This window comes from Aromatoleum tolulyticum, assembly GCF_900156155.1.
GTDB classification, from domain to species: Bacteria; Pseudomonadota; Gammaproteobacteria; order Burkholderiales; family Rhodocyclaceae; genus Aromatoleum; species Aromatoleum tolulyticum.
In genome coordinates, this window is record NZ_FTMD01000010.1 from 55981 (window position 1) to 77360 (window position 21380).

Sequence of the window (21380 nt, forward strand, 5' to 3'; positions counted from 1 at the left end):
GGGCGACCACCCTGCCCCCGGGCGGCAATGCGGAACGACACATGATGGATGCACGCAACATCGAATCCCTGGCCGAACGCGGCGAGTTCTACCTGTGCCTCGCGCGCGCCTTCCTGACACCGCGCAAGCAGGAAGTCTTCACCGCGCTGCGCGACGCCCTCGCCGACGACCTGGAGGAACTCGGGGCATCGCTGGGCTACGCCTGCGCCGATGCCGTGGCGGACTACCGCGCAGCGATCGCCGCGATTCCCGACCACGTCACGCTGCTGCAGCGCTACAGCACCCTCTTCCTGGTCCCGCCGCGAACCATCCAGATCAACACCGGCGGCTACCTGGACGGCGCGATCAACGGCGGCTCGGTCTCGGCACTGGAAGACACCTACCGGCGCTGCGGCGTCGAACGCGGCGACGACTTCCACGACCTATCGGACCATGTCGCGGTGCAACTCGAATTCGTGGCCCTGCTCTACCTGAACAGCGCCGAAGCGCTCGCCGCCGGCACCCCGCCGCCCGCAGTCCGGCCCGAACATTTTCTCGACCGGTTTGCCGCGCGCTGGGTCTCGCCCTTCCTGCGCGATCTCGAAAACGACGCCAGTACCCCCGGCGCCGGGCCGAATCCCTGGCTGCCGCTCGCTCGCATCCTCGCGACAGCGGTCGCCCATGACGCCGTCGCCGAGGAACTCCCGGCTGCCGTGCAGCGCGCGCGGCGGGCCATCGGCAAGGCGCGCCACGACCGTGCCGAACGCGGCATCACCGCCGACGACATGGCGTTCATCGCGCGCAAGTTGCGCGAGAAAGGATTATCGACCGAACACCTGGCGATCCCGCCGGAACTGCGCGACGAGGCGCGCGGCTACTCGCGCGGCACACCGCCCGGGCCGCGCAGGGGATCGCGTTACGAATGAGTCTGGCCGCAAGGCCAGGATGGATGGCAGCGGCTCGGCTCCGCCCAGACGACATCGAAAACGCCGGCTACGGGACGACGCGCGCATTGGAACGCGGCGGGAAACTGCCGCCCCCACGGGTTGCGACTCGATGGCGGCGTCGAACAGCTCCCTGCACGCCCCGCCCCCTGCCATTGATACCCGAATCGCGTATCGCGAGCCCCTGGCCTGAATACCCATTACGACTTAAGTGTTATTATCGGCATATTACTTCTGGTAACAATCGCGCCCGCACAGACCGCGATTGCCCGAAACGAATGTCCGAAGGAATTCTCATGAGATTCAAGCCCAGCGTTTGCCTGCGCACTGCGTTGGCCGTAGCCGGTCTGTGCACCGGCTCCCTCGCATATGCCCTCGACATCTCCGGATCGAGCACCGTGCAGCCGGTGGTGGAGAAACTTGCCCCGCTCTTCACGCAGGGCGGTGAAGCCGTAAAGGTCACGGGCGGCGGCAGCGGTGCGGGGGTGAAGAATGCCATCGCCGGCACCAGCGCCATCGGCATGGCGTCGCGCGATCTCAGCGACACGGAAAAGGCCGCGCTCAAGAACACCGTGATCGGCATCGACGCCCTCGCGATCGTCGTCAACCAGCGCAATCCGGTCACCAGCCTCACAAAGGCTCAACTGGTCGAGCTCTATACCGGCAAGATCGACAACTGGTCCGCCCTCGGCGGCCCCGACCTGCCGGTGCAGCGCGTCAGCAAGGAAGTCGGGCGCAGCACGCTGGAACTCTTCGAGCACTACACCGGGCTGCTGAGCCCCGACCGGAAGAAGTCCGACAAACCGCTCATCAGCTCCAGGACCTACGTCGTCGGGGCGAACGTCGAGGCCCTGACCCTGGTTGGCGGCATGCCCGGCGCGATCGGTTACGTGTCGGTCGGCACGGCCCGCGCCATGGCCGAAGCCGGCATGCCGATCAAGATCATTCCGCTGGACGGTCAGGAACCGACCGACGCGGCGATCAAGTCGGGACGCTATCCCATCGTGCGCCCGCTCAACCTTGTCTATGTGAACGAGTCACCGTCCGTGCGCGCCTTCCTGTATCTGGCACAAGGACCGAAGGGGCAGGAAATCGTCCAGTCCCTGGGCTTCCTGCCGGTCGGCGCAACACGCTAGGAGCGGATCATGCGAATCAACCTGACAAGAAAAATCATCGCCCCCTTCGCCCTCATCGGCCTGCTGGTACTGGCGATGATCGCCATCATGTTCGCGTTCGACGCCCGCCGCGAGACGGTGGCCGGGGAAGAGCGCGCCCTTCTCGCAACGCTCAACGGCGTGCGCGAGATCGCCGACCACGTCAAGAGCGGGATCCTCACGCACCGGGACAGCTTTGCGATCGAGGCGGCACGCGGTGCCCTTGCCGTCGATGACCGCCTCGCACAACTCGGACCGCGCGGCCAGGCGCTGCGCGACCCGGTACGCGACTACTTCGCCGGCGTGGTCGCGATCAACTCCGTGTATCTGGAGAATCGCAACGAGGAAGGCGCCCGACGGCTCGACCAGTTGCGTGAGCAGAGCCGCAGCATCGACGCGCTCGTGAGCGCACAGCTCGCCGACGTCGAGGTCGAGAAGAACCGCATCGGCTCGCTCGCGCGCACTTTTCAGATCGTCGTTGTGGTGGCCGTGCTGATCGCGCTGACACTGATGTACTGGATGGTGACCCGCACCGTGATTGCGCCGATCGCCGACATGCGCAAGCTCATCCGCGGCATCGCCCAGGGCGAGGCCGACCTGACCGCGCGCCTGCGCGTGAGCACCGGCGACGAAATCGGCGACATCGCCGAAGCCTTCAACACCATGATGGGCAAGCTGCAGGACATCATGCGCTTCGTCCGCGACGCCTCCCGGCAAGTGGCCGGCTCCGCCGAGTCGCTCGCTTCGACGATGTCGCAGACCGCGCAGGCGACGATGCGCCAGAGCGAATCGGCGGCCGCAACCTCGGCGGCGGTCCAAGAGGTGACGGTGAGCATCACGCAGGTCGCCGACCACACCGCCGATGCGGAAAATCTCGCCGCCGGCGCCAACGCCGAGGCACGCCAGGGCCAGATAACCGCCGAACAGGCAGCGCGTCAGATCCAGTCGACCGCCGACGCCGTCGGCCGCGCTGCACGACACGTCAACGCGCTGAGCGAGCGCTCGGAGCAGATCCGCTCGATCGTCGCGGTGATCCGCGAAATCGCCGACCAGACCAACCTGCTCGCCCTGAACGCCGCCATCGAGGCGGCCCGGGCCGGCGAGCAGGGGCGCGGCTTCGCGGTCGTCGCCGACGAGGTGCGCAAACTCGCCGAACGCACGACGGTTGCCACCAAGGAAATTGCCGAGATGATCGACGCCATCGGCACCGATGTCGGCAATGCCGTCGCCGTGATCCGCGAGAGCAACGAGCAGGAGAGCGAGGAAGTCGCGGCGGCCGAGGCCTTGCGCGACGTCCTTGCCCGCATCGGCGAAGCCGTCGACCGCACCACCCAGCGCGTCCGCGACATCGCCTCCGCCGCGCGGGAACAGGCCCTCGCCGCCGAATCGATGGCTCAGAACGTCGAGAGCATCGCCAGCATGTCGGAAGAGATCAGCGCGGCCGCCGGCGGCAGCAGCGAGTCCGCCAATTCGATGCGCGAACTCGCGTCCAGCCTCTATGAACAGGTCGGCCGCTTCCGGGTATGACCGGCCCGTGCCGCGGGTCAGGCGTCCCCGCGCCGGCCCGCGGCCAGTGAGGACTGCGCCCCCGCCTCGTACCACCCCTTGCTGGCGTTGACCACGCGCACGACCAGCAGCATCACCGGCACTTCGATCAGCACGCCGACCACGGTCGCCAGCGCCGCGCCGGACTCGAAGCCGAACAGGCTGATCGCCGCGGCAACGGCGAGTTCGAAGAAGTTCGACGCGCCGATCAGCGCCGAGGGGCAGGCGACGCTGTGCTTCTCCCCCACCGCGCGGTTGAGCAGGTAGGCAAGCGAGGAATTGAAGAACACCTGGATCAGGATCGGCACCGCCAGCAGCGCGATCACCAGCGGCTGCGCGAGGATCGCCTCACCCTGGAAGGCGAAGAGCAGCACCAGCGTCACGAGCAGCGCACTGATCGACCACGGGCCGATGCGCTCCATCGCCGCGTCGAACACCGCCTGCCCGCGCGCCAGCAGCGCCTTGCGCGCCACCTGCGCGAGCGCGACGGGAATCACGATGTAGAGCACGACCGACGTGAACAGCGTGTCCCACGGCACGGTGATCGCCGAGATGCCCAGCAGCACGGCGACGATGGGCGCGAATGCGACCACCATGATCGCGTCGTTGAGCGCGACCTGCGACAGCGTGAAGATCGGGTCGCCGTTGGTGAGCCGGCTCCACACGAACACCATCGCCGTGCACGGCGCCGCGGCGAGCAGGATCAGGCCCGCGACGTAGCTGTCGATCTGCTCGGCGGGCAGCCAGGGCGCGAACAGGTGGCGGATGAAGAACCACCCCAGCAGCGCCATCGAGAACGGCTTCACCAGCCAGTTCACGACCAGCGTCACGCCGATGCCGCGCATGTGGCCGCGGATCTCGTGCAGTGCACCGAAATCGACCTTCATCAGCATCGGGATGATCATCACCCAGATCAGCACCCCGACCGGCAGGTTCACCTGCGCGACCTCCATCCGCCCGATGGCCTGGAACAGCGCCGGCGCCATCTGGCCGAACGCGATGCCGGCGACGATGCACAGGAACACCCAGACGGTGAGATAACGCTCGAAGACGCTCATCGGCGCCACCGCGGCGCGCTTCGCGGTCACTTCACACTGAACCGACATCGATTCCTTCCTTCCTGGTTTGACTGTTCGTGCCGCCTGCGGCGAGCGCCAGCAGGCGCGGTACGCCCACCGGCTCGTCCGCCTGCACCGGCACCAGCGCGACGCGCCTGGCGTGGCGCTCGCGCACGATCTCGATCTGCGGCCACTCCTGCGCTGCGCGCCGGCGCAGCACGGGTGCGCCGGTTCGCGCAGCGGCGAGGCTGTTGTTGATGATCCACGCCCACGGCTCGATCCCGGCGCGGCGCAGGTCGGCCTGCAGGTTCGCGGCCTCCAGCACCGGCGTGGTCTCGGCGAGCGTCACGATCAGCACCTTGGTCTGCAGCGGATCCTGCAGCTGCATCATCGGCGTCGTGAAGTGCGTGATGCCGCTCTTGTCCATGTGGCGCGCGATCTCCTTGTGATACGCACCGGTGGCATCGAGCAGCAGCAGCGTGTGGCCCGTGGGGGCCGTATCCATCACGACGAACCTGTTCCCTGCTTCGCGGATCACGCGCGAGAAGGCCTGGAAGACGGCGATCTCCTCGGTGCAGGGCGAACGCAGGTCCTCTTCGAGCATCGCGCGTCCGTGCGCATCCAGATCCTTGCCGCTCGTCTCCAGCACATGCCGGCGATAGCGCTCAGTCTCGACCTGCGGGTCGATGCGGCTGACGGTGAGGTTCCCGAGCGAACCCTCGAGCGTCTCCGCGAGGTGCGCCGCGGGATCGGAGGTCGTCAGATGTACCGGAAAGCCGCGGTGCGCGAGTTCGACCGCGATCGCGGCGGCGAGCGTCGTCTTTCCAACCCCGCCCTTCCCCATCAGCATCACCAGCCCGCGGCCGTCCGCGGCGATACCGTCAACGAGGCCCGCGAGATTCGGCAACCCGTGCGCCGCCGGCGCCCGCTCGTCACCGGGCGCGTCGCAGGCCTGCGCACCGGCCGTGCCCAGCAAGCTTCGCAATGCCGCCAGCCCGACGAGGTTGAAGGGCATCAACGGCACGTAGTCGGTCGGCAGCCCGCGCAGTGGCTCGGGCAGCGCGGCGAGCGCATCCCGTTCGCGACGCAGCACCGCCGCGGCCAGTCCATCCGCGCGCGCCGCTTCGTCGTCGGACAGGACGCCATTGATGACCAGGAACTGGCGACTGAGTCCGATGGCCGCCAGCTCGGCGTGCGTGCGCGCCACTTCGCGCAGCGTCGAGGCCTGGGCGCGCGCGACCAGCACCAGCCGCGTGCGTACGGCGTCCGCGAGCGCCGCGACGGCGGCCGAATACTGCTCGCGCTGCTTCTGCAGCCCGGCCAGCGGGCCGAGGCAGGACGCCCCTTCGGTGTTGTTCGCGAGAAATCCCGACCACGCGGCAGGCAGCTGCAGCAAGCGGATCGTGTGGCCGGTCGGCGCGGTATCGAACACCACATGCTCGAAACCGTGCGTGAGCAGCGAATCGGTCAGCAACCCGGTGAACTCGTCGAACGCGGCGATCTCCGTCGTGCAGGCGCCCGAAAGCTGCTCCTCGATGCCGCGCACCACGTCGTCCGGCAGCACGCCGCGCACCGGGCCGACGATGCGATCGCGATAGGCCTGTGCAGCCGCCTGCGGGTCGATTTCCAGCGCAGAGAGCCCCGCCACCGCCTCGATCGGCGTCACGCGGTTGCCGATCTCCTGCTCGAACACCTGCGCCACGTTCGAGGCCGGATCGGTGCTCACCAGCAGCACCTTGCGGCCGAGTCCGGCAAGATGGATTGCAGTGGCGCAGGCGAGCGAGGTCTTGCCGACCCCACCCTTGCCGGTGAAGAACAGGTAGCGCGGCGGCTGATCGAGAAAGCGCATCGCCGTCCCGCTCAGCAGCAGCGGCCGCCGCTGCAGCACCCGCCGGCAGACTTCCCGGCCGGCTCGGCCTTCACGCCGGCCCAGCGGGCGAGCTCGTCGCGCGTCGGATAACGCCCCGCCAGGGCGAACTCTCCGTCGATCAGGATCAGCGGCAGCGACTCGGCGCCCGAACGCTCGAGAAAGCCCTTCACCACCGCGTTCTGCGCGAACGCCAGCGGCTGCTGCGCGAGATTGAAGCGCTCGAGCGCGACACCCTGCAGCTTCGCCCACTCGACGTCGGCGGCGAAGGTGACGAGCTGCTGGTCGACATCGACGCCGCACACGCCGGAGCTGCAGCACAGGGCAGGATCGAAGATCTGGATCGATTTCATGGTGATGGTCCCGGTAGAGGAATTGGAAGAGGGAGGAATCAGGCCGACAGCTCGCCGATGCGGTCGACCGCCGTCTGGAACGCAGCGGGGTCGCGCCGGGCGAGATCGCCGGGCAAGGCGAGGAATGCCTCGATACGCGCGCGCAGCACACGGTAGGCATGGGCGAACGCCGCGTCGATCTCCGCATCGCTACCGGTCGCCTTCGCCGGATCGTCGACGCCCCAATGGGTGCGCGGCACCTTGCCGAGCACCACCGGGCAGGTCTCGCCGGCGGCGCTGCCGCACACCGTGACGATCAGGTCGGGCACCCGCGGCAGATCGCTCCACGACTTGCTGTACAGCCCTTCGGTCGCGAAGCCCTCGCGCGCCAGCAGCGCCAGCGAGCGCGGATGCACATAACCCGCAGGCTGGCTGCCGGCGCTCATCGCCCACATGCCCGCAGGGGCCAGGGCGTTGAAGGTCGCCTCGGCAAGGATCGACCGGCACGAGTTGCCGGTACACAGGAACAACACATTCATGCTTTCGATTCCCGCGCTGGGTTGGAAGAGCCACAGCCGGGGATCCGTCCGGACAGGATGTCCGCGTCCCGGCACCCGCCGGCCACCCCGCTGCAGCAGTTTTCGGTGAGGAAGCCGACGACCTCGCTCATCAGCCCGAGATTCGCCCGATAGCGCAGGAATCGCCCCTCCTGCTCCACGCGCAGAAGTCCCGCCTGCGTCATCGTGCGCAGATGGAAAGACAGGCTGCTCGGCGCGATGTCGAGCGCGGTGGCAATATCCCCGGCAACGATGCCCACCGGCTCCGCCTTCACGAGCAGCCGGAAGACGCCGAGCCGCACGCCCGAGGAAAGGCACTCGAAGACGGCCACTGCCGCTTTTTCGTCCATGGCTTCCACATTTCCAAATTTGTTGAAATATCGTAACGAAACACGACCGCGTGCGTCAATGCCGTCTCGGCGCAGCCGGTCAGAACGGCACGACGCTCTCGAAAGTCATCGCGATGCGCCGCTCCGGATGAATGAAGGCGATCGCCGCGGCATGCAGGTGCAGGCGCGCGTGCAGTTGCGCGCTCTGCGGCGGCGCATACAGCACGTCGCCAAGAATCGGATGCCCCAGCGACATCAGATGCACCCGTAACTGATGGGTGCGCCCCGTCACCGGCTCCAGTTCGACGCGCGACACCGCTCCCTCGCCCTCGCCACGGCGCTCGACGACCCGGTACCGCGTCAGCGCCCGCCTCCCGCCCTCGCGGTCCACCCTCTGGCGCGGATTGTTGTCCGAATCGGCCGCCAGCGGCAGATCGATTTCCCCGCGGTCACTCGCGACGAGGCCATGCACGACTGCAACGTAACGCTTGCCGACCGTGCGCTGCGCGAACGCATGATTCATCCGCCGCAGCATCTCGGGCCCGCGCGCGAGCAGGATCAGTCCCGATGTCGCCATGTCGAGACGATGCACGAGGAGCGCGTCGGGGAACTGCGCCTGCACGCGCAGCTCGAGACAATCCTGCCGCTCCTCGCCACGCGCGGGCTGCGACAGGAGACCGGAAGGCTTGTCGGCGACGACGATGGCGTCGTCCGCATGGATGATGGCAGGAGCAAGATGCGGCACGGTTGCGGTAGCGCTGGGCGATGACAGGAAACGGGAAGAATGCCCCAGGAGGTGGAGGCGACACCGTGCCGGATCATTCTCCGACCGGGCCTGCCGTCCGCCACCGGACCGCGCCTTTTAGCAGGATTCCCGCGCCCCGGCAAACCCGGGCGCGCATCCGCCTTCGGCATCCGGCGACTTTGACGGCAAAATGGCCGTCCTCACACCACATCGAACCGCCATGTCCCGACTGCCCCGACGCATCGTCTGCCTCAGCACCGAAACCGTGGAAGTCCTCTACGCCCTCGGCGAACAGGACCGCATCGTCGGCATTTCCGGCTACACGGTCATCCCGCCGCAGGCCCGCAAGGAAAAACCGAAAGTCTTCGCCTTCAGCACCGGCGACCTCGACCGCATCCTCGCCGTCGAACCGGATCTCGTGCTGTGCTTCTGCGACCTTCAGGCCGACATCGCCCGCGATCTCGTCAAGGCCGGCGTCGCCGTGCATGTCTTCAACCAGCGCAGCGTCGAAGACATCCTCGCGATGATCGAAACGGTCGGCCGCCTCGTCGGCGCCGAGCCCCGCGCGCAGGCGCTCGTCGGCGAGCTGGAGCAGCTGATCGACGCGACGCGTACCGCCGCCGCGCGGCTTCCGCGGCGTCCGCGCGTCTATTTCGAGGAATGGGACGAGCCGGCGATCTCCGGCATCCGCTGGGTGTCCGAGCTGATCGGGATCGCCGGCGGCGAAGACATCTTCGCCGAACTCGCCAGCCGCCCGTCGGCAAAGGACCGCAGGCTCGCCGACCCGCTCGAAGCCGCGCGCCGGCAGCCGGACATTGTCATCGGCTCATGGTGCGGCAAGCGCTTCCGGCCGGAGAAGGTCGCCGCGCGGGCGGGATGGCAGGACGTACCCGCCGTGCGCAACGGGCAGCTCCACGAGATCAAGTCCGCGATCATCCTCGCGCCGGGCCCGGTCGCGATCCGCGAGGGGCTGCCCGCCCTCGCCCACCTGTTCGCGGACTGGGCACGAAGCGCGAGCGAGTAGGCGCGTCCACGACCTCGCCCCCCGGTTTCAGGGCGCCTGCGCCGCAATCCGTCCGATTACACCGAGGAAGGTGTCGAGCACCGGAGCGGACGGACGGTCCGCATGCGCGACCGCCAGCGACAGATACGCGCCTTCGTCGCTCACTGTCAGGTAACGCACGCGCGGCAGCCGCACGCATTCCAGCGGCGCGGGCAGCACTGCGACGCCGAGTCCGGACGCGACCAGCCCGATCTGCGTCGTCGCCTCGCGCGCACGCTGCACGATGCGCGTGTCGAAGCCCGCCTTGCGACACAGGTCATCGACGATCGCCGGCAATCCGGTGCCGACATCCGGCGGATAGGCAATGAAGCCCTCGTCGCGAAATTCCGCGAGCGAGACTTCCGCGCGGTGCGCCAGCGGGTGCGCGGCATTGACGACGAGCCGCAAGGAGTCGCGGCCGATCTCGCGCGTGACGATCCCGGCGGGCACATCCAGGCCGCGGTAGCGCACGAAGCCGACGTCGATCTCGCCGCGCTGCAGCGCCTCGAACTGCGCCCCGGTAAACATCTCGCGCAACGACAGCGCCACCTGCGGAAAATCGCGCCGATACGTGTGCAGCACGTCCGAAAGTGTCGTCGTATAGGGCAGCGAAGACGTGAACCCAACCCGCAACTCCCCCAGTTCCCCCTTCCCGGCACGACGGGCATCCTCGGTCGCGAGCTGCGAGCGCGTGAGGATCTCGCGCGCATGCTCGAGAAAGCGCCGCCCCGCCTCGGTCAGCACGACACGGCGTTTGTTGCGCTCGAACAGCGACGTGCCGATCTCCACCTCGAGATCGCGGATCTGCATCGACAGGGGCGGCTGGCCGATGTGCAGGCGCGCGGCTGCCCGCGTGAAGTTGAGCTCCTCGGCGACCGCGACGAAATAGCGAAGGTGGCGCAGTTCCATTCATACATTCCACAGATAACCAGAGCCATTTAAATATATTGGACGTATGCATCGGTCGCAACCTAGGATTCGCTGACGCAGCGCAACACCATGCAATCCGCACCGGACGACCATGTCAGACCCAGCTCCCTCCGCCACCGGTTCCCCCGCCCCGATCGAAGCCGGCACCCCGGCCTTCCGGCGCGCCAACCTCGCGATGTTCCTCGGCGGCTTCACGACCTTCGCGCTGCTGTACGCCACGCAACCCGTCCTCCCCCGCCTTGCCGCCGACTTCGGCGTCGCGCCGACCACCGCGAGCCTGTCCGTCTCGCTGGGCACCGCCGCGCTGGCGCTGATGCTCCTGCCCGCGAGCGTGCTATCCGACCGCTATGGCCGCCAGCGCCTGATGAAGACCTCCCTCGCACTCGCGACCGTGATCGCGTTTGCGACCGCCGTCGCGGCGGATTTCAGCCAGTTGCTCGTCCTGCGGATGCTGATGGGGGCGGTCCTCGCCGGCCTGCCAGCCTCGGCGATGGCCTGGCTCGGGGAGGAAATCGCACCGAGCGCGCAGGGCCGCGCAATGGGTCTCTACATCGCCGGCAACGCCTTGGGCGGCATGAGCGGGCGCTTCCTCGTCGCCGGCCTCACGGACTGGAGCTCGTGGCGCATCGCCGCGGCGGCGCTGGGCGTGCTCGGGCTCGTCGCAACCCTCGTGTTCTGGCGCTGCCTGCCGCCATCGCACCACTTCCGCGCACGGGCCGCCTTGCCCGCGCGGGTGCTCGGCGATATCGCCGCCCTGCTTGCCGACAGCGGGCTGCGCCGCCTCTTCGCGGTCGCCTTCCTGATGATGGGCGCCTTCACCAGCCTCTACAACTACCTCGGCTTCCGCCTACACGCGGCCCCCTTCTCGCTGGGCCAGACCGCGATCGGCGCGGTGTTCCTGCTGTACATGGTCGGAACATTGTCGTCGGCGTGGACCGGGCGTCTGGTCGACCGTATCGGCCGCCGCGCCCTGCTGTGGATCATGATCGTCGTCTGCGGCGCGGGCCTCGCGATCGCCCTCGTCGACCACCTCGCGGCCATCGTCGCCGGCGTCGCCGTCTTCACCTTCGGGTATTTCGGCGCCCACACCACGGCGAGCGGCTGGGTCGGACGCCGGTCCGGCGAACGGCGCGCCCTCGCTACCGCGCTCTACCTGTGCAGCTATTACCTCGGCGCGAGCCTCATCGGCACGCTTTCCGGCCTGGCGTGGGAATTCGCCGCGTGGCCCGGCGTGACGGCCGCCCTGATCCTGTGCGCCGCGCTGGCCCTCCTGTGCGCCTGGCAGTTGCGCAGACTTCTACCGATCGGCCAGCCTCCAGCCGTCACTCCGGCCGGCTGACGCCCCCCGACATCTTCGCGACGGAGGCCGGGTCGGAAATCTTCCGGCGCTCCACGGCCCTCACGCGCTGCGCCGCAGGATGTGCAGCGCCTCGCGCTGGGGCTCATCGACCAGCTCGGCCAGCGATACCTTGTCGAGCACCTGCAGGAAGGCCTCCAGCGCGCGGCCGAGCACGCCTTTCAGCCTGCAGTCGGGTGTCAGCAGACACTGGCTGCCGGTACCGAAGCATTCGACCAGCGCCATCCCGCGCTCCATGCTGCGCACCACCGCGCCGATGTTGACGGCCTCCGGCGCATGCGCGAGCCGCAGTCCGCCGCCCTTGCCCCGCAACCCTTCGACGAACCCGTCGCGCACGAGGTGGTTCGCGATCTTCATCAGATGGCTGCGCGAGATGCTGAAGCGTTCGGACACCTCCGCGATCGTCACGAGGCGATTTTCGTTGACCGCGAGGTAGATCAACACGCGCAAGGCGTAATCGGTGTGCTGGGTCAGATGCATGGCGGTTCCCGGAGCGGCCGTCGGGCGGCAGCGTAATTCCATTATACGCAGCGTGGGTTAAAGATTCATCCCCGTTGACTCTTTTTAAAGATTCATTTTATATTCCTCTTCAACCCCGGCACCCGGTCCGATCCGTCTGCCGCACACCATGTCTTGTTCCCGGAGGAAAGCGATGCGCCCCACCCGCCTCACCGCCCGACAGACCCTCATGCTCGGCCGCAGCACCATGGTCCTTTCCGGCCTCGGCATGATCGCTGCCACCCTCGTCGCCTATCCCTTCGCCGAACGCTTCGGCATGGGCATGCAGATCACCGGCCACCTCGTGCTGCCGGTGTCCGCGGCGTTCTTCAAGATCGGATATGTCGTGCGTCTCGCGTCGCACCACGCACTCGGGAACAGATCTGCCGGCTGAACGGGGCGCGTCCCCGCGGCGGGAATGAATACGCGGGTCTGCACGTCGCATCGCGGCACACCGCCCGACCCGGCACAAGGAGGATTACGATGCTTGCACTCGACGCAAAGCACGGCACCGCGCGCCTGCTCTCCAGGCGGCGTTGGACGCCCAAGCTCCTTTCCTTTCGCCTCGCACGCGACCCGTCGTTCCGCTTCGTTCCCGGCCAGTTCGCGCGTCTTGGTCTACGCAAGCCGAACGGCAGCCCGGTGTGGCGCGCGTACTCGATCGCCTCCGCACCGTGGGACGACCATCTCGAGTTCTACTCGATCATCGTCCCGGGCGGGCAATTCACGCCCCTGCTCGATTCGCTCGAGCCCGGCGACGAAATCATGATCGAGCGTACGGCCTACGGCTTCCTCACCACCAGCCGCTTCGCCGACGGTCGCGACCTGTGGCTGCTCGCGACCGGCACCGGCCTCGCTCCCTTCCTGTCGATCCTTCAGGACGAGGACACCTGGCGGCGCTTCGAACGCCTTGTCCTCGTGCATGGCGTGCGCGAATCAGCCGAACTCGCTTACTGGGAGGAAATCGATGCGCTGCGATGCCATCCGCTGTGGGCCGACGTCGGCGAGCGCCTCGCCTATCAGCCCGTGCTGAGCCGTGACCGCTCGGCTGGGGCGCTCGCGGGACGCATCCCGGCACTTCTGGACGACGGCACCCTGGAAGCGCATGTGGGCCTGCGCATCAGCCCCGAACACTCACGCCTGATGGTATGCGGCAGTCCTGACATGGTGCGCGACACGCATCGCGCACTGATTGCAAAAGGCTGCCGGCTGAGCCGGCTCGCAGCCCCCGCACAGATCGCAGTCGAGAACGGCTGGTAAAGGGCGCCAGGAAGAAGCGCCCGGGACGGGTGCCGCGACGGGCACCCGGGAAAAGACTCAGCGCCGCTCGACCCAGAACAGCAGCCCGGCGGCTGCCACAACGAAGAGCAAACTCGGCGTGGCCGCCGCGAGGACCGGCGGCCAACTGTTGATCACGCCCAGGTTCGAGAACAGGCCGTTCAACAGGTGGAAACCCACCCCCAGCATCACGCCGAGGAAGACCTTCACGCTCACGCCACCCATGCGTTCGTGGCTCATCGCGAACGGCAGCGCCAGCGCCATCATCACCAGCGCCGCAAAAGGATAGATCAGCTTCTTCCACAGCGCGATCTCGTAGCGGTCGGAGTTCTGCTGGTTTTCGCGCAGGTGGTTCACATAGGCCACCAGCGTCGCCACCGACATCCGCTCCGGCAGCACCATCAGCACGCTCAGCACTTCCGGTGTCAGCTCCGACTTCCAGTCCATCTCCGGCAGATCCACGACCTCGGTGCGATCGCCGAGGAAGCGCGTCTGGCGGATGCCGTTCAGGCGCCAGCTGTCCTCGTCGGCCAGGTAGCGGCCGGCCGCGGCCTCGGTCACCGACAGCAACGCATGGTGCTCGTCGAACTCGAAGATCCGTACCTTCTCCATGCTGCGGTCCGGCTGCAACGTCCGCACGTTCACGAAGCGCGGTCCATCCTTAACCCACAGGCCCGACCTGAGCTGGCTCGAAACGGTCGAATTGGTCGCCGTCAGGCGCCACTGCTGCGCGGCACGCTCGGCCGGCGGAGCGACGTACTCGCCGAAGATGAAGGTCGCGACGACGAAGATCGTCCCGATGCCCGCAAGCACGCGCAGCATCTTCGCCGTCGACATCCCCGACGCGCGCATCACGGTGATCTCGGAATGACGCGCGAGCGTCGTGAGCGAATACAGCGTGCCGATCAGCACCGCGATCGGCAGAAGTTCATACACCCGCCCCGGCAGGATCATCGCCACATACAGCAAGGCGTGATGCAGCTCGTACCCCCCCTTGCCGACCGAATCGAGCTCGTTGAGGAAGTCGAAGAACGCGAACAGCCCGAGGAAGGCGAGCAGCACCGTGAAGGTCGCCCCGACGATCTCGCGGGCGAGATAGCGGCCCAGCACCGTCATCATGCGCGCGCCCTCCAGAACGGCGACACCGCGAGGCGCCGGTAGAACATCAGCGCGAGCACCACGAGCACCACCACGTGCGGCAGCCACACGGCGAGCTCGAAGCGCAGCCGCCCCTGCCCGACCCAGGACTGGAAGATGCTGATCGCGTTGCTATACACGAGATAGGTCAGGATCGCGAAAAGCAGGTTGTTCGCCCGCCCGGCACGCGGATTCACGAAGGACAGCGGGATCGCCATCAGCGCCAGCAACAGCGCGGCAACGGGCACGCCGATGCGCCCGAGCAGCTCGCCGAGATTGCGATCCGTGGGCGAGGCGAGGAGTTCCGCGGTCGGGATCACACGCGTGCGCGACGACTGGCCCGCCACCTTGCGCTCCTCGATCAACACCGAGTAACGCTCGAATTCCATCACGCGATACTCGGGCGTGCCCGGCTCGCCCTCGTAACGCCGCCCCTTCTCGAGCACGACGAAGCGGTCGCCATTCGCATCCGTGTGCAGCGCCCCCTCGGCCGACACGATGACGCTCAGACGGCCGTTCTGTTCCGAACTCACGAACACGTTGCGCACCTTGCCGTTCTCCCCCGCCCCCATCTCGACGAAGAAGACGCGTTGCGAAGTGGCCGACTCGCGGAACACCCCCGGCGCGACGCGCGACGCGTCGTCGCGCGAGTCGAGCCGTGCCTGGAACTCGGCGTTCTTCTGGTGTGCCCACGGCGACAGGAACAGGGTCGCCGCCGCGATCGCGATCACCGCCGGCAGCGCAAAACGCAGCACCGGCCGGATGAAGCCCGTCAGCGGCACGCCCGAAGCGAACCACACGACCATCTCCGAGTCGCGGTACGAGCGCGACAGCGGCATCAGCACCGAAATGAACACCGTCAGCGATAGCACGATGGGCAGTTCGGTCAGTGCGCCGAAGCCGATCAGCGCGAGCACTGCGTCGGGGGGTACGCGGCCGCCGGCCGCCTGCCCGAGCAGACGCACCAGCACGACGGTGATGACGATCGCAAACAGCGCGACGAACACACCGGCAGCCGACTGGGAGAATTCACGCCGGAGGGCGCGGCTGAAAATCATCGCGCGAAAGCCTGGATCTCGTTGGAGTGCGGGGTTTTTGACGCGTTTGCCGCGAACGGGCCATAATCGGCGGCAATCGGAACGACGCGTCTTATAAAGGAACAGGGCATGGAATTTACCATAAAGACCGGGGCCCCGGAAAAGCTCAAGACCGGCTACCTGGTCGTCGGAGCATTTGCCGGCGGTACGCTCACCGACGCCGCAGCCGCCCTCGACAAGGCGGCCAAAGGCAAACTCGCCGCCCTGATCGCCCGCGGCGATCTCGATGAAAAGGCCGGCTCGCTCCTCGCGCTGCACGAGCTTCCGGGCTGCGCCGCCGAACGCGTGCTCGTCGTCAGCCTCGGCAAGCAGGAAGAACTCGGCGACCGCGCCTGGCGCGACGCCGTCGGCGCCGTCGCCAAGGCCCTCGCGGCCTCGCCCTCCCACGACGCCGCGGTGTGCCTCGCCGACGTCGCGCTTCCCGGACGCGACGCCGAATGGGCGCTGCAGCAGCTCGCGCGCACGCTGGCCGACGGCACCTATCGCTACGACACCACCAAGTCGAAGAAGAAGGACGACAAGCCGCGCGGCGCGCGCAAGGTCGTGCTGGCCACGCGCAACAAGATCTCCGCCGCCATGGAGGCCGCCGTCAAGCGTGGCCAGGCGATCGCCGAAGGCATGGCGCTGGCGAAGGATCTCGGCAACCTGCCGGGCAACTACTGCACGCCGACCCACCTCGCCGAGACCGCCGTCGAACTCGGCAAGCAGTTCAAGCTCAAGGTCGAGGTGCTCGAACGCGAGGACATGGAGAAGCTCGGCATGGGCTCGCTGCTGTCGGTCGCGCGCGGCTCGCACCAGCCGCCCAAGTTCATCGTCCTGCACTACAAGGGTGGCAAGGCCAAGGACAAGCCCGTCGTGCTCGTCGGCAAGGGCATCACCTTCGACACCGGCGGCATCTCGCTCAAGCCCGGCGCCGAGATGGACGAGATGAAGTTCGACATGTGCGGCGCCGCCAGCGTGCTCGGCACCTTCAAGGCGCTGGCGCGCATGGCGCTGCCGATCAACGTCGTCGGCATCGTCCCGACCACCGAGAACATGCCCGGCGGCGGTGCCACCAAACCCGGCGACGTCGTCACCTCGATGAGCGGCCAGACCATCGAGATCCTCAACACCGACGCCGAAGGCCGCCTGATCCTGTGCGACGCCCTGACCTACGCCGAGCGTTTCAAGCCCGCCTGCGTCGTCGATATCGCCACCCTCACCGGCGCCTGCGTCGTCGCGCTGGGCAAGATCCCCAGCGGCCTGCTCGCCAACGACGACGAACTCGCGCGCGAGCTCACCGACTGCGGCACCGTTTCCGGCGACCGCGTGTGGCAGCTGCCCCTGTGGGACGAATACCAGGAACTGCTCAAGAGCAATTTCGCCGACATGGCCAACATCGGCGGGCGCTACGGCGGCACGATCACCGCGGCCTGCTTCCTCGCGCGCTTCACCAAGGCGTACAAGTGGGCGCACCTCGACATCGCCGGCACCGCCTGGCTGTCGGGCGATGCCAAGGGCGCGACCGGCCGCCCTGTTCCGCTGCTCGCCGAGTTCCTGATCGCGCGCAGCCAGGGCGCCGGCGCCTGAGCCGGGGAACGGCCGCCATGCCTCCGCGCGTGCAGTTCTACCATAACGCCGAGAACCCGCTGGCGCTCGCCTGCGAGTTCGCCGCGCGCGCCTATGGCAGCGGCCGCAAGGTCGCCTTGCGCACGCAAGATGCGACGGCTGCCCGCCAGCTCGACCAGATGCTGTGGAACTTCGAACAGCAGGCCTTCGTGCCGCACGTGATGGCGGGCTCTCCCCTCGCGGCCGAAACGCCGGTCGTCATCGGCCACGCGGAAGCGCCGAACGAGTGGCCGCACGCCGAAATCCTCTTCAACCTCGCCGACGACGTCCCGCCCGGCCACGAGCGCTTCCGCATGCTGATCGAGATCATCGGCCAGAGCGAGGAGCAGAAGCTCCCGGCGCGGGCACGCTGGATGCACTACAAGCAGAAGGACCTGCCCCTGCAGGCCTTCGACGCGATCCGCAGGGAGGCCCTATGAGCACCTGGCCGCTGCCGCCACGGCTAGACCCCGACGACGACCTCAAGGCCGCCGACCTTCTCCTCGGCAAGGCCGACGCCCTGCTCAAGCGGCACCGGGGCCCCGAGCCGCAGCCGCCAGCTCCGGAAGAGGTGATCTCGCTGGAAGACGAGGACCTTCCCGTCCTGACCGAAGTCGTCGCACCGGAAGACCTCCCCGCCGAGCTGGCTTCACCCAGGCCGCCGCAGGCGAAACGCTCCGCCAGCGAACTCGCCGAACAGCTCATCAGCCTCGACACCGAAGTCTCGCGTGCCGTCGAAGCCTGGTTCCACGCCGAACTGCCGCAGATCGTCGCGCGCGAACTCGACCGGCTGGGCACCAACATTCGCGAACAAGCCCTCGCCCATCTGCGCGCAAGCCTGCTGCCGGAGCTGTCCGCGCACATCTCGCGCCATCTCGAAAAGAACACCGACGTTCTCCCGCCGGACCAGTCCTGACGGGCCCGCGCCGGTCCGCAGATGCTCCGGCGGCAAGGCAGGCGGCCTCCATCCGCTATAATCCGCCCTTTGCCTTCAAGCCCCTGAGCACACCATGGAACTGGCCAAGAGTTTTGAGCCCGCGGACATCGAAGCCCGCTGGTATCCGGAATGGGAGTCGCGCGGTCACTTCGACGCCGGACTGGACAAGTCCAACCCCGACGCCTTCTGCATCCTGCTGCCGCCGCCGAACGTCACCGGCACGCTGCACATGGGTCACGGCTTCAACCAGACCATCATGGATGCGCTCACCCGCTACCACCGCATGCGCGGCTTCAACACGCTGTGGCAGCCGGGCACCGACCACGCCGGCATCGCGACGCAGATCGTCGTCGAACGCCAGCTCGACGCCAAGGGCATCTCGCGCCACGACCTCGGCCGCGAGAAGTTCCTCGAAAAGGTCTGGGAATGGAAGGAATACTCCGGCGGCACGATCACGCGCCAGATGCGCCGCATGGGCACCTCGCCCGACTGGAAGCGCGAGCGCTTCACGATGGACGCCGGCCTGTCGAAGATCGTCACCGAAACCTTCGTGCGCCTCTACAACGAAGGCCTGATCTATCGCGGCAAGCGCCTCGTCAACTGGGACCCCAAGCTCGGCACCGCGGTGTCCGACCTCGAGGTGGTGTCCGAAGAGGAAGACGGCTTCCTGTGGCACATCACCTACCCCTTCTCTGACGGCCCGATCGAAGGCCTGCCCGGCCTCACCGTCGCGACCACCCGCCCCGAAACCATGCTCGGCGACGTCGCCGTGATGGTGCATCCCGAGGACGAGCGCTATGCGCACCTGATCGGCAAGACCGTCACGCTGCCGCTGTGCGACCGTGAGATCCCGATCATCGCCGACGAATACGTCGACCGCGAATTCGGCACCGGCTGCGTCAAGGTCACGCCGGCGCACGACTTCAACGACTACGCGGTCGGCCTGCGCCACAAGCTGCCGATGATCAGCATCCTGCGGCTCGACGCCCACGTCAGCGACGACGCCCCCGAGAAATACCGCGGCCTCGACCGCTTCGTCGCGCGCGAACAGATCGTGCAGGACCTCGAAGCCCTCGGCCTCCTCGCCGCGGTCAAGCCGCACAAGCTCATGGTGCCGCGCGGCGACCGCACCGGCGCGGTCATCGAACCGATGCTCACCGACCAGTGGTTCGTCGCCATGAGCAAGCCCGGCGCGGACGGCAAGAGCATCACCGCGAAGGCGCTCGAATGCGTCACCTCGGGCGAGATCCGCTTCTACCCCGAGAACTGGGTCAACACCTACAACCAGTGGCTCAACAACATCCAGGACTGGTGCATCTCCCGCCAGCTGTGGTGGGGCCACCAGATCCCCGCCTGGTACGCCGACGTCGAGGGTGACGCGCGCGTGTGGGTCGCACACAGCGAAGACGAAGCGAAGGCGCTCGCCGCGAAGGACGGCTACACCGGCAGGCTGCGCCGCGACGAGGACGTGCTCGACACCTGGTACTCGTCCGCCCTGTGGCCCTTCTCGACGCTCGACTGGACGCCCGAATGGCCGGCCAAGTCGAACGACGCGCTCGACCTCTACCTGCCGTCCTCGGTCCTCGTCACCGGCTTCGACATCATCTTCTTCTGGGTCGCCCGCATGGTCATGATGACCAAGCACATCACGGGCAAGATCCCGTTCCGCGACGTCTACGTGCACGGCCTGATCCGCGACGCCGAAGGCCAGAAGATGTCGAAGTCCAAAGGCAACGTGCTCGACCCGATCGACCTCATCGACGGCATCTCCGTCGAGGAACTGGTCAAGAAGCGCACCTTCGGCCTGATGAACCCGAAGCAGGCGCAGAGCATCGAGAAGAAGACGCGCAAGGAATTCCCGGAAGGCATCGCCGCCTTCGGCACCGACGCGCTGCGCTTCACCTTCGCGTCGCTCGCCACGCCGGGCCGCGACATCAAGTTCGACCTGTCGCGCTGCGAGGGCTACCGCAACTTCTGCAACAAGCTGTGGAACGCCACCCGCTTCGTGCTGATGAACTGCGAAGGCCACGACTGCGGCATCGACGCCGCGGCCGGCAGCGCCGCCTGCAACGCCGAGAAGCTCGACTTCTCCTTTGCCGACCGCTGGATCGTGTCGCGCCTGCAGCGCACCGAAGCCGACGTCGCCCAGCACTTCAAGGACTACCGCTTCGACCTCGTCGCCAAGGCGGTGTACGAGTTCGTCTGGGACGAGTACTGCGACTGGTACCTGGAACTCGCCAAGGTGCAGATCCAGAACGGCAGCGAAGCCCGGCAGCGCGCCACGCGCCGCACCCTGCTGCGCGTGCTGGAAACCGTGCTGCGCCTCGCCCACCCGCTGATTCCCTTCATCACCGAGGAGCTGTGGCACACCGTCGCCCCACTCGCCGGCCGCAAGGACGCCGACAGCGTCATGCTGGCGCGCTACCCGGAAGCCGACCTCGGCCGCATCGACGAGGCCGCCGAGGCGAAGATCGCGGAACTGAAGGCCATCGTCGGCACCTGCCGCAACCTACGCAGCGAGATGGGCATCTCGCCCGCCCAGCGCATGCCGCTGGTCGCCGCGGGCGATGCCGCCGCGCTCGACGTCTACGCCCCTTACCTCGCCGGCCTCGCGCGCCTGTCGGGTGTCGAGATCGTCGAGGACATCGGCGCCGACGAACTCGCCCCGGTGTCGGTGTCCGGGGCCTTCAAGCTGATGCTGCGCGTCGAGATCGACATCGCCGCCGAGCGCGAGCGCGTCGCGAAGGAGATCGCCCGCCTCGAGGGCGAAATCGGCAAGGCCAATGGCAAGCTCGGTAATGCCAGCTTCGTCGAACGCGCCCCCGCCGCTGTCGTGCAGCAGGAACGCGCCCGCCTTGACGCCTTCGTCGCGACGCTGGAAAAACTGCGTCCGCAGCTCGAAAAGCTCAATCGCGGCTGAGCGGCATCACGCCGCAAGCAAAGGGGGCCACCCGATCACCGGGCAGCCCCCTTGTTTTTTCGCGTCCGCACCCTGCCATGCAGGGCC

Annotated in this window: 21 protein-coding genes; 11 read left to right on the top strand and 10 right to left on the bottom strand. The window is 67.7% G+C overall.

The features are described 5' to 3' along the window. Positions 1-41: 41 nt before the first annotated feature. The 3 genes from BW991_RS15365 to BW991_RS15375 all read left to right on the top strand — a co-directional run bounded on the left by BW991_RS15365 (position 42) and on the right by BW991_RS15375 (position 3604). Positions 42-905 (top strand): TorD/DmsD family molecular chaperone, encoded by an 864-nt coding sequence (locus BW991_RS15365; protein WP_076602995.1) that lies wholly within the window; start codon positions 42-44, stop codon positions 903-905. Positions 906-1219: 314 nt separating this feature from the next. Then, positions 1220-2059, top strand: a complete 840-nt coding sequence (locus tag BW991_RS15370; protein WP_076602996.1) for a phosphate ABC transporter substrate-binding protein — start codon at positions 1220-1222, stop codon at positions 2057-2059. A gap of 9 nt (positions 2060-2068) precedes the next feature. Continuing rightward, positions 2069-3604, top strand: a complete 1536-nt coding sequence (locus BW991_RS15375; protein WP_076602997.1) for a methyl-accepting chemotaxis protein — start codon at positions 2069-2071, stop codon at positions 3602-3604. 17 nt (positions 3605-3621) lie between these two features. Here BW991_RS15375 and arsB read toward each other — a convergent pair whose 3' ends face one another. The 6 genes from arsB to BW991_RS15405 form a co-directional block, all read right to left on the bottom strand. Continuing rightward, positions 3622-4728: an ACR3 family arsenite efflux transporter gene (gene arsB / locus BW991_RS15380; protein ID WP_076602998.1), complete on the bottom strand. Its 1107-nt coding sequence runs from the start codon at positions 4726-4728 to the stop codon at positions 3622-3624. Then, the gene (arsA, locus tag BW991_RS15385) at positions 4712-6529 is read right to left on the bottom strand and encodes an arsenical pump-driving ATPase (protein WP_076603133.1); all 1818 of its coding nucleotides are present in this window, start codon (positions 6527-6529) and stop codon (positions 4712-4714) included. The genes arsB and arsA overlap by 17 nt, the downstream gene beginning before the upstream one ends. Positions 6530-6540: 11 nt before the next feature. Further along, on the bottom strand, positions 6541-6900 hold the full coding sequence (gene arsD / locus BW991_RS15390; protein WP_076602999.1) for an arsenite efflux transporter metallochaperone ArsD: 360 nt from the start codon (positions 6898-6900) through the stop codon (positions 6541-6543). 38 nt (positions 6901-6938) lie between these two features. Then, positions 6939-7418: an arsenate reductase ArsC gene (locus tag BW991_RS15395; RefSeq protein WP_076603000.1), complete on the bottom strand. Its 480-nt coding sequence runs from the start codon at positions 7416-7418 to the stop codon at positions 6939-6941. Then, positions 7415-7786, bottom strand: coding sequence for an ArsR/SmtB family transcription factor (locus BW991_RS15400; RefSeq protein ID WP_076603001.1), 372 nt, complete (start codon positions 7784-7786; stop codon positions 7415-7417). Before BW991_RS15400 ends, BW991_RS15395 begins: the two co-directional genes overlap by 4 nt. Positions 7787-7865: 79 nt before the next feature. Continuing rightward, the gene (locus BW991_RS15405; protein WP_076603002.1) at positions 7866-8510 is read right to left on the bottom strand and encodes an RluA family pseudouridine synthase; all 645 of its coding nucleotides are present in this window, start codon (positions 8508-8510) and stop codon (positions 7866-7868) included. 220 nt (positions 8511-8730) lie between these two features. Here BW991_RS15405 and BW991_RS15410 point away from each other — a divergent pair, with 220 nt between their 5' ends. After that, entirely contained in the window at positions 8731-9534 is an 804-nt protein-coding gene (locus BW991_RS15410) for a cobalamin-binding protein (RefSeq protein WP_076603003.1), read from the top strand. Positions 9535-9561: 27 nt separating this feature from the next. Here the strand turns inward: BW991_RS15410 and BW991_RS15415 are convergent, their stop codons facing one another. Further along, entirely contained in the window at positions 9562-10461 is a 900-nt protein-coding gene (locus BW991_RS15415; RefSeq protein WP_076603004.1) for a LysR substrate-binding domain-containing protein, read from the bottom strand. A 112-nt stretch (positions 10462-10573) separates the two neighbouring features. Here BW991_RS15415 and BW991_RS15420 point away from each other — a divergent pair, with 112 nt between their 5' ends. Further along, positions 10574-11821 (top strand): MFS transporter, encoded by a 1248-nt coding sequence (locus tag BW991_RS15420; protein ID WP_076603005.1) that lies wholly within the window; start codon positions 10574-10576, stop codon positions 11819-11821. Between the two features lie 60 nt (positions 11822-11881). On the opposite strand, the gene BW991_RS15425 is transcribed toward BW991_RS15420, so the two are convergent. After that, positions 11882-12319 carry an Rrf2 family transcriptional regulator gene (locus tag BW991_RS15425; protein WP_076603006.1) on the bottom strand — a complete coding sequence of 146 codons (438 nt, stop codon included), beginning with the start codon at positions 12317-12319 and terminating at the stop codon, positions 11882-11884. 172 nt (positions 12320-12491) lie between these two features. Between BW991_RS15425 and BW991_RS15430 the strand changes: the two genes are divergently transcribed. Both BW991_RS15430 and BW991_RS15435 read left to right on the top strand, forming a co-directional pair. Beyond that, a complete protein-coding gene (locus BW991_RS15430) occupies positions 12492-12731 on the top strand; it encodes a hypothetical protein (RefSeq protein ID WP_076603007.1) in 240 nt (79 codons plus the stop codon). 89 nt (positions 12732-12820) lie between these two features. Further along, a complete protein-coding gene (locus tag BW991_RS15435; protein WP_076603008.1) occupies positions 12821-13597 on the top strand; it encodes a ferredoxin--NADP reductase in 777 nt (258 codons plus the stop codon). Positions 13598-13654: 57 nt separating this feature from the next. Here BW991_RS15435 and lptG read toward each other — a convergent pair whose 3' ends face one another. Together lptG and lptF are read right to left on the bottom strand one after the other, a co-directional pair. Beyond that, complete coding sequence (lptG, locus tag BW991_RS15440; protein WP_076603009.1) at positions 13655-14734, bottom strand: LPS export ABC transporter permease LptG; 1080 nt, start codon at positions 14732-14734, stop codon at positions 13655-13657. After that, a complete protein-coding gene (gene lptF / locus BW991_RS15445; protein WP_076603010.1) occupies positions 14731-15810 on the bottom strand; it encodes an LPS export ABC transporter permease LptF in 1080 nt (359 codons plus the stop codon). The genes lptG and lptF overlap by 4 nt, the downstream gene beginning before the upstream one ends. 108 nt (positions 15811-15918) lie before the next feature. Here lptF and BW991_RS15450 point away from each other — a divergent pair, with 108 nt between their 5' ends. The 4 genes from BW991_RS15450 to BW991_RS15465 all read left to right on the top strand — a co-directional run bounded on the left by BW991_RS15450 (position 15919) and on the right by BW991_RS15465 (position 21293). After that, complete coding sequence (locus BW991_RS15450; protein ID WP_076603011.1) at positions 15919-17418, top strand: leucyl aminopeptidase; 1500 nt, start codon at positions 15919-15921, stop codon at positions 17416-17418. A 17-nt stretch (positions 17419-17435) separates the two neighbouring features. Next, positions 17436-17876, top strand: coding sequence for a DNA polymerase III subunit chi (locus tag BW991_RS15455; RefSeq protein WP_076603012.1), 441 nt, complete (start codon positions 17436-17438; stop codon positions 17874-17876). After that, positions 17873-18352: a hypothetical protein gene (locus tag BW991_RS15460; RefSeq protein WP_076603013.1), complete on the top strand. Its 480-nt coding sequence runs from the start codon at positions 17873-17875 to the stop codon at positions 18350-18352. The genes BW991_RS15455 and BW991_RS15460 overlap by 4 nt, the downstream gene beginning before the upstream one ends. 94 nt (positions 18353-18446) lie before the next feature. Beyond that, positions 18447-21293 (top strand): valine--tRNA ligase, encoded by a 2847-nt coding sequence (locus BW991_RS15465; protein ID WP_076603014.1) that lies wholly within the window; start codon positions 18447-18449, stop codon positions 21291-21293. Positions 21294-21380: the final 87 nt, after the last annotated feature.

What these genes read in the sequence shown, in the direction of transcription:
- BW991_RS15455 (WP_076603012.1), top strand. Translation starts at nt 17,436, where the DNA reads ATGCCTCCGCGCGTGCAGTTCTACCATAACGCCGAGAACCCGCTGGCG.
- BW991_RS15465 (WP_076603014.1), top strand. Translation starts at nt 18,447, where the DNA reads ATGGAACTGGCCAAGAGTTTTGAGCCCGCGGACATCGAAGCCCGCTGG.
- lptG (WP_076603009.1), bottom strand. Translation starts at nt 14,734, where the DNA reads ATGATGACGGTGCTGGGCCGCTATCTCGCCCGCGAGATCGTCGGGGCG.
- BW991_RS15430 (WP_076603007.1), top strand. Translation starts at nt 12,492, where the DNA reads ATGCGCCCCACCCGCCTCACCGCCCGACAGACCCTCATGCTCGGCCGC.
- BW991_RS15450 (WP_076603011.1), top strand. Translation starts at nt 15,919, where the DNA reads ATGGAATTTACCATAAAGACCGGGGCCCCGGAAAAGCTCAAGACCGGC.
- BW991_RS15370 (WP_076602996.1), top strand. Translation starts at nt 1,220, where the DNA reads ATGAGATTCAAGCCCAGCGTTTGCCTGCGCACTGCGTTGGCCGTAGCC.
- BW991_RS15425 (WP_076603006.1), bottom strand. Translation starts at nt 12,319, where the DNA reads ATGCATCTGACCCAGCACACCGATTACGCCTTGCGCGTGTTGATCTAC.
- BW991_RS15415 (WP_076603004.1), bottom strand. Translation starts at nt 10,461, where the DNA reads ATGGAACTGCGCCACCTTCGCTATTTCGTCGCGGTCGCCGAGGAGCTC.
- arsB (WP_076602998.1), bottom strand. Translation starts at nt 4,728, where the DNA reads ATGTCGGTTCAGTGTGAAGTGACCGCGAAGCGCGCCGCGGTGGCGCCG.
- BW991_RS15460 (WP_076603013.1), top strand. Translation starts at nt 17,873, where the DNA reads ATGAGCACCTGGCCGCTGCCGCCACGGCTAGACCCCGACGACGACCTC.
- BW991_RS15410 (WP_076603003.1), top strand. Translation starts at nt 8,731, where the DNA reads ATGTCCCGACTGCCCCGACGCATCGTCTGCCTCAGCACCGAAACCGTG.
- BW991_RS15435 (WP_076603008.1), top strand. Translation starts at nt 12,821, where the DNA reads ATGCTTGCACTCGACGCAAAGCACGGCACCGCGCGCCTGCTCTCCAGG.
- BW991_RS15395 (WP_076603000.1), bottom strand. Translation starts at nt 7,418, where the DNA reads ATGAATGTGTTGTTCCTGTGTACCGGCAACTCGTGCCGGTCGATCCTT.
- BW991_RS15365 (WP_076602995.1), top strand. Translation starts at nt 42, where the DNA reads ATGATGGATGCACGCAACATCGAATCCCTGGCCGAACGCGGCGAGTTC.
- BW991_RS15420 (WP_076603005.1), top strand. Translation starts at nt 10,574, where the DNA reads ATGTCAGACCCAGCTCCCTCCGCCACCGGTTCCCCCGCCCCGATCGAA.
- arsD (WP_076602999.1), bottom strand. Translation starts at nt 6,900, where the DNA reads ATGAAATCGATCCAGATCTTCGATCCTGCCCTGTGCTGCAGCTCCGGC.
- BW991_RS15375 (WP_076602997.1), top strand. Translation starts at nt 2,069, where the DNA reads ATGCGAATCAACCTGACAAGAAAAATCATCGCCCCCTTCGCCCTCATC.
- lptF (WP_076603010.1), bottom strand. Translation starts at nt 15,810, where the DNA reads ATGATTTTCAGCCGCGCCCTCCGGCGTGAATTCTCCCAGTCGGCTGCC.
- arsA (WP_076603133.1), bottom strand. Translation starts at nt 6,529, where the DNA reads ATGCGCTTTCTCGATCAGCCGCCGCGCTACCTGTTCTTCACCGGCAAG.
- BW991_RS15400 (WP_076603001.1), bottom strand. Translation starts at nt 7,786, where the DNA reads ATGGACGAAAAAGCGGCAGTGGCCGTCTTCGAGTGCCTTTCCTCGGGC.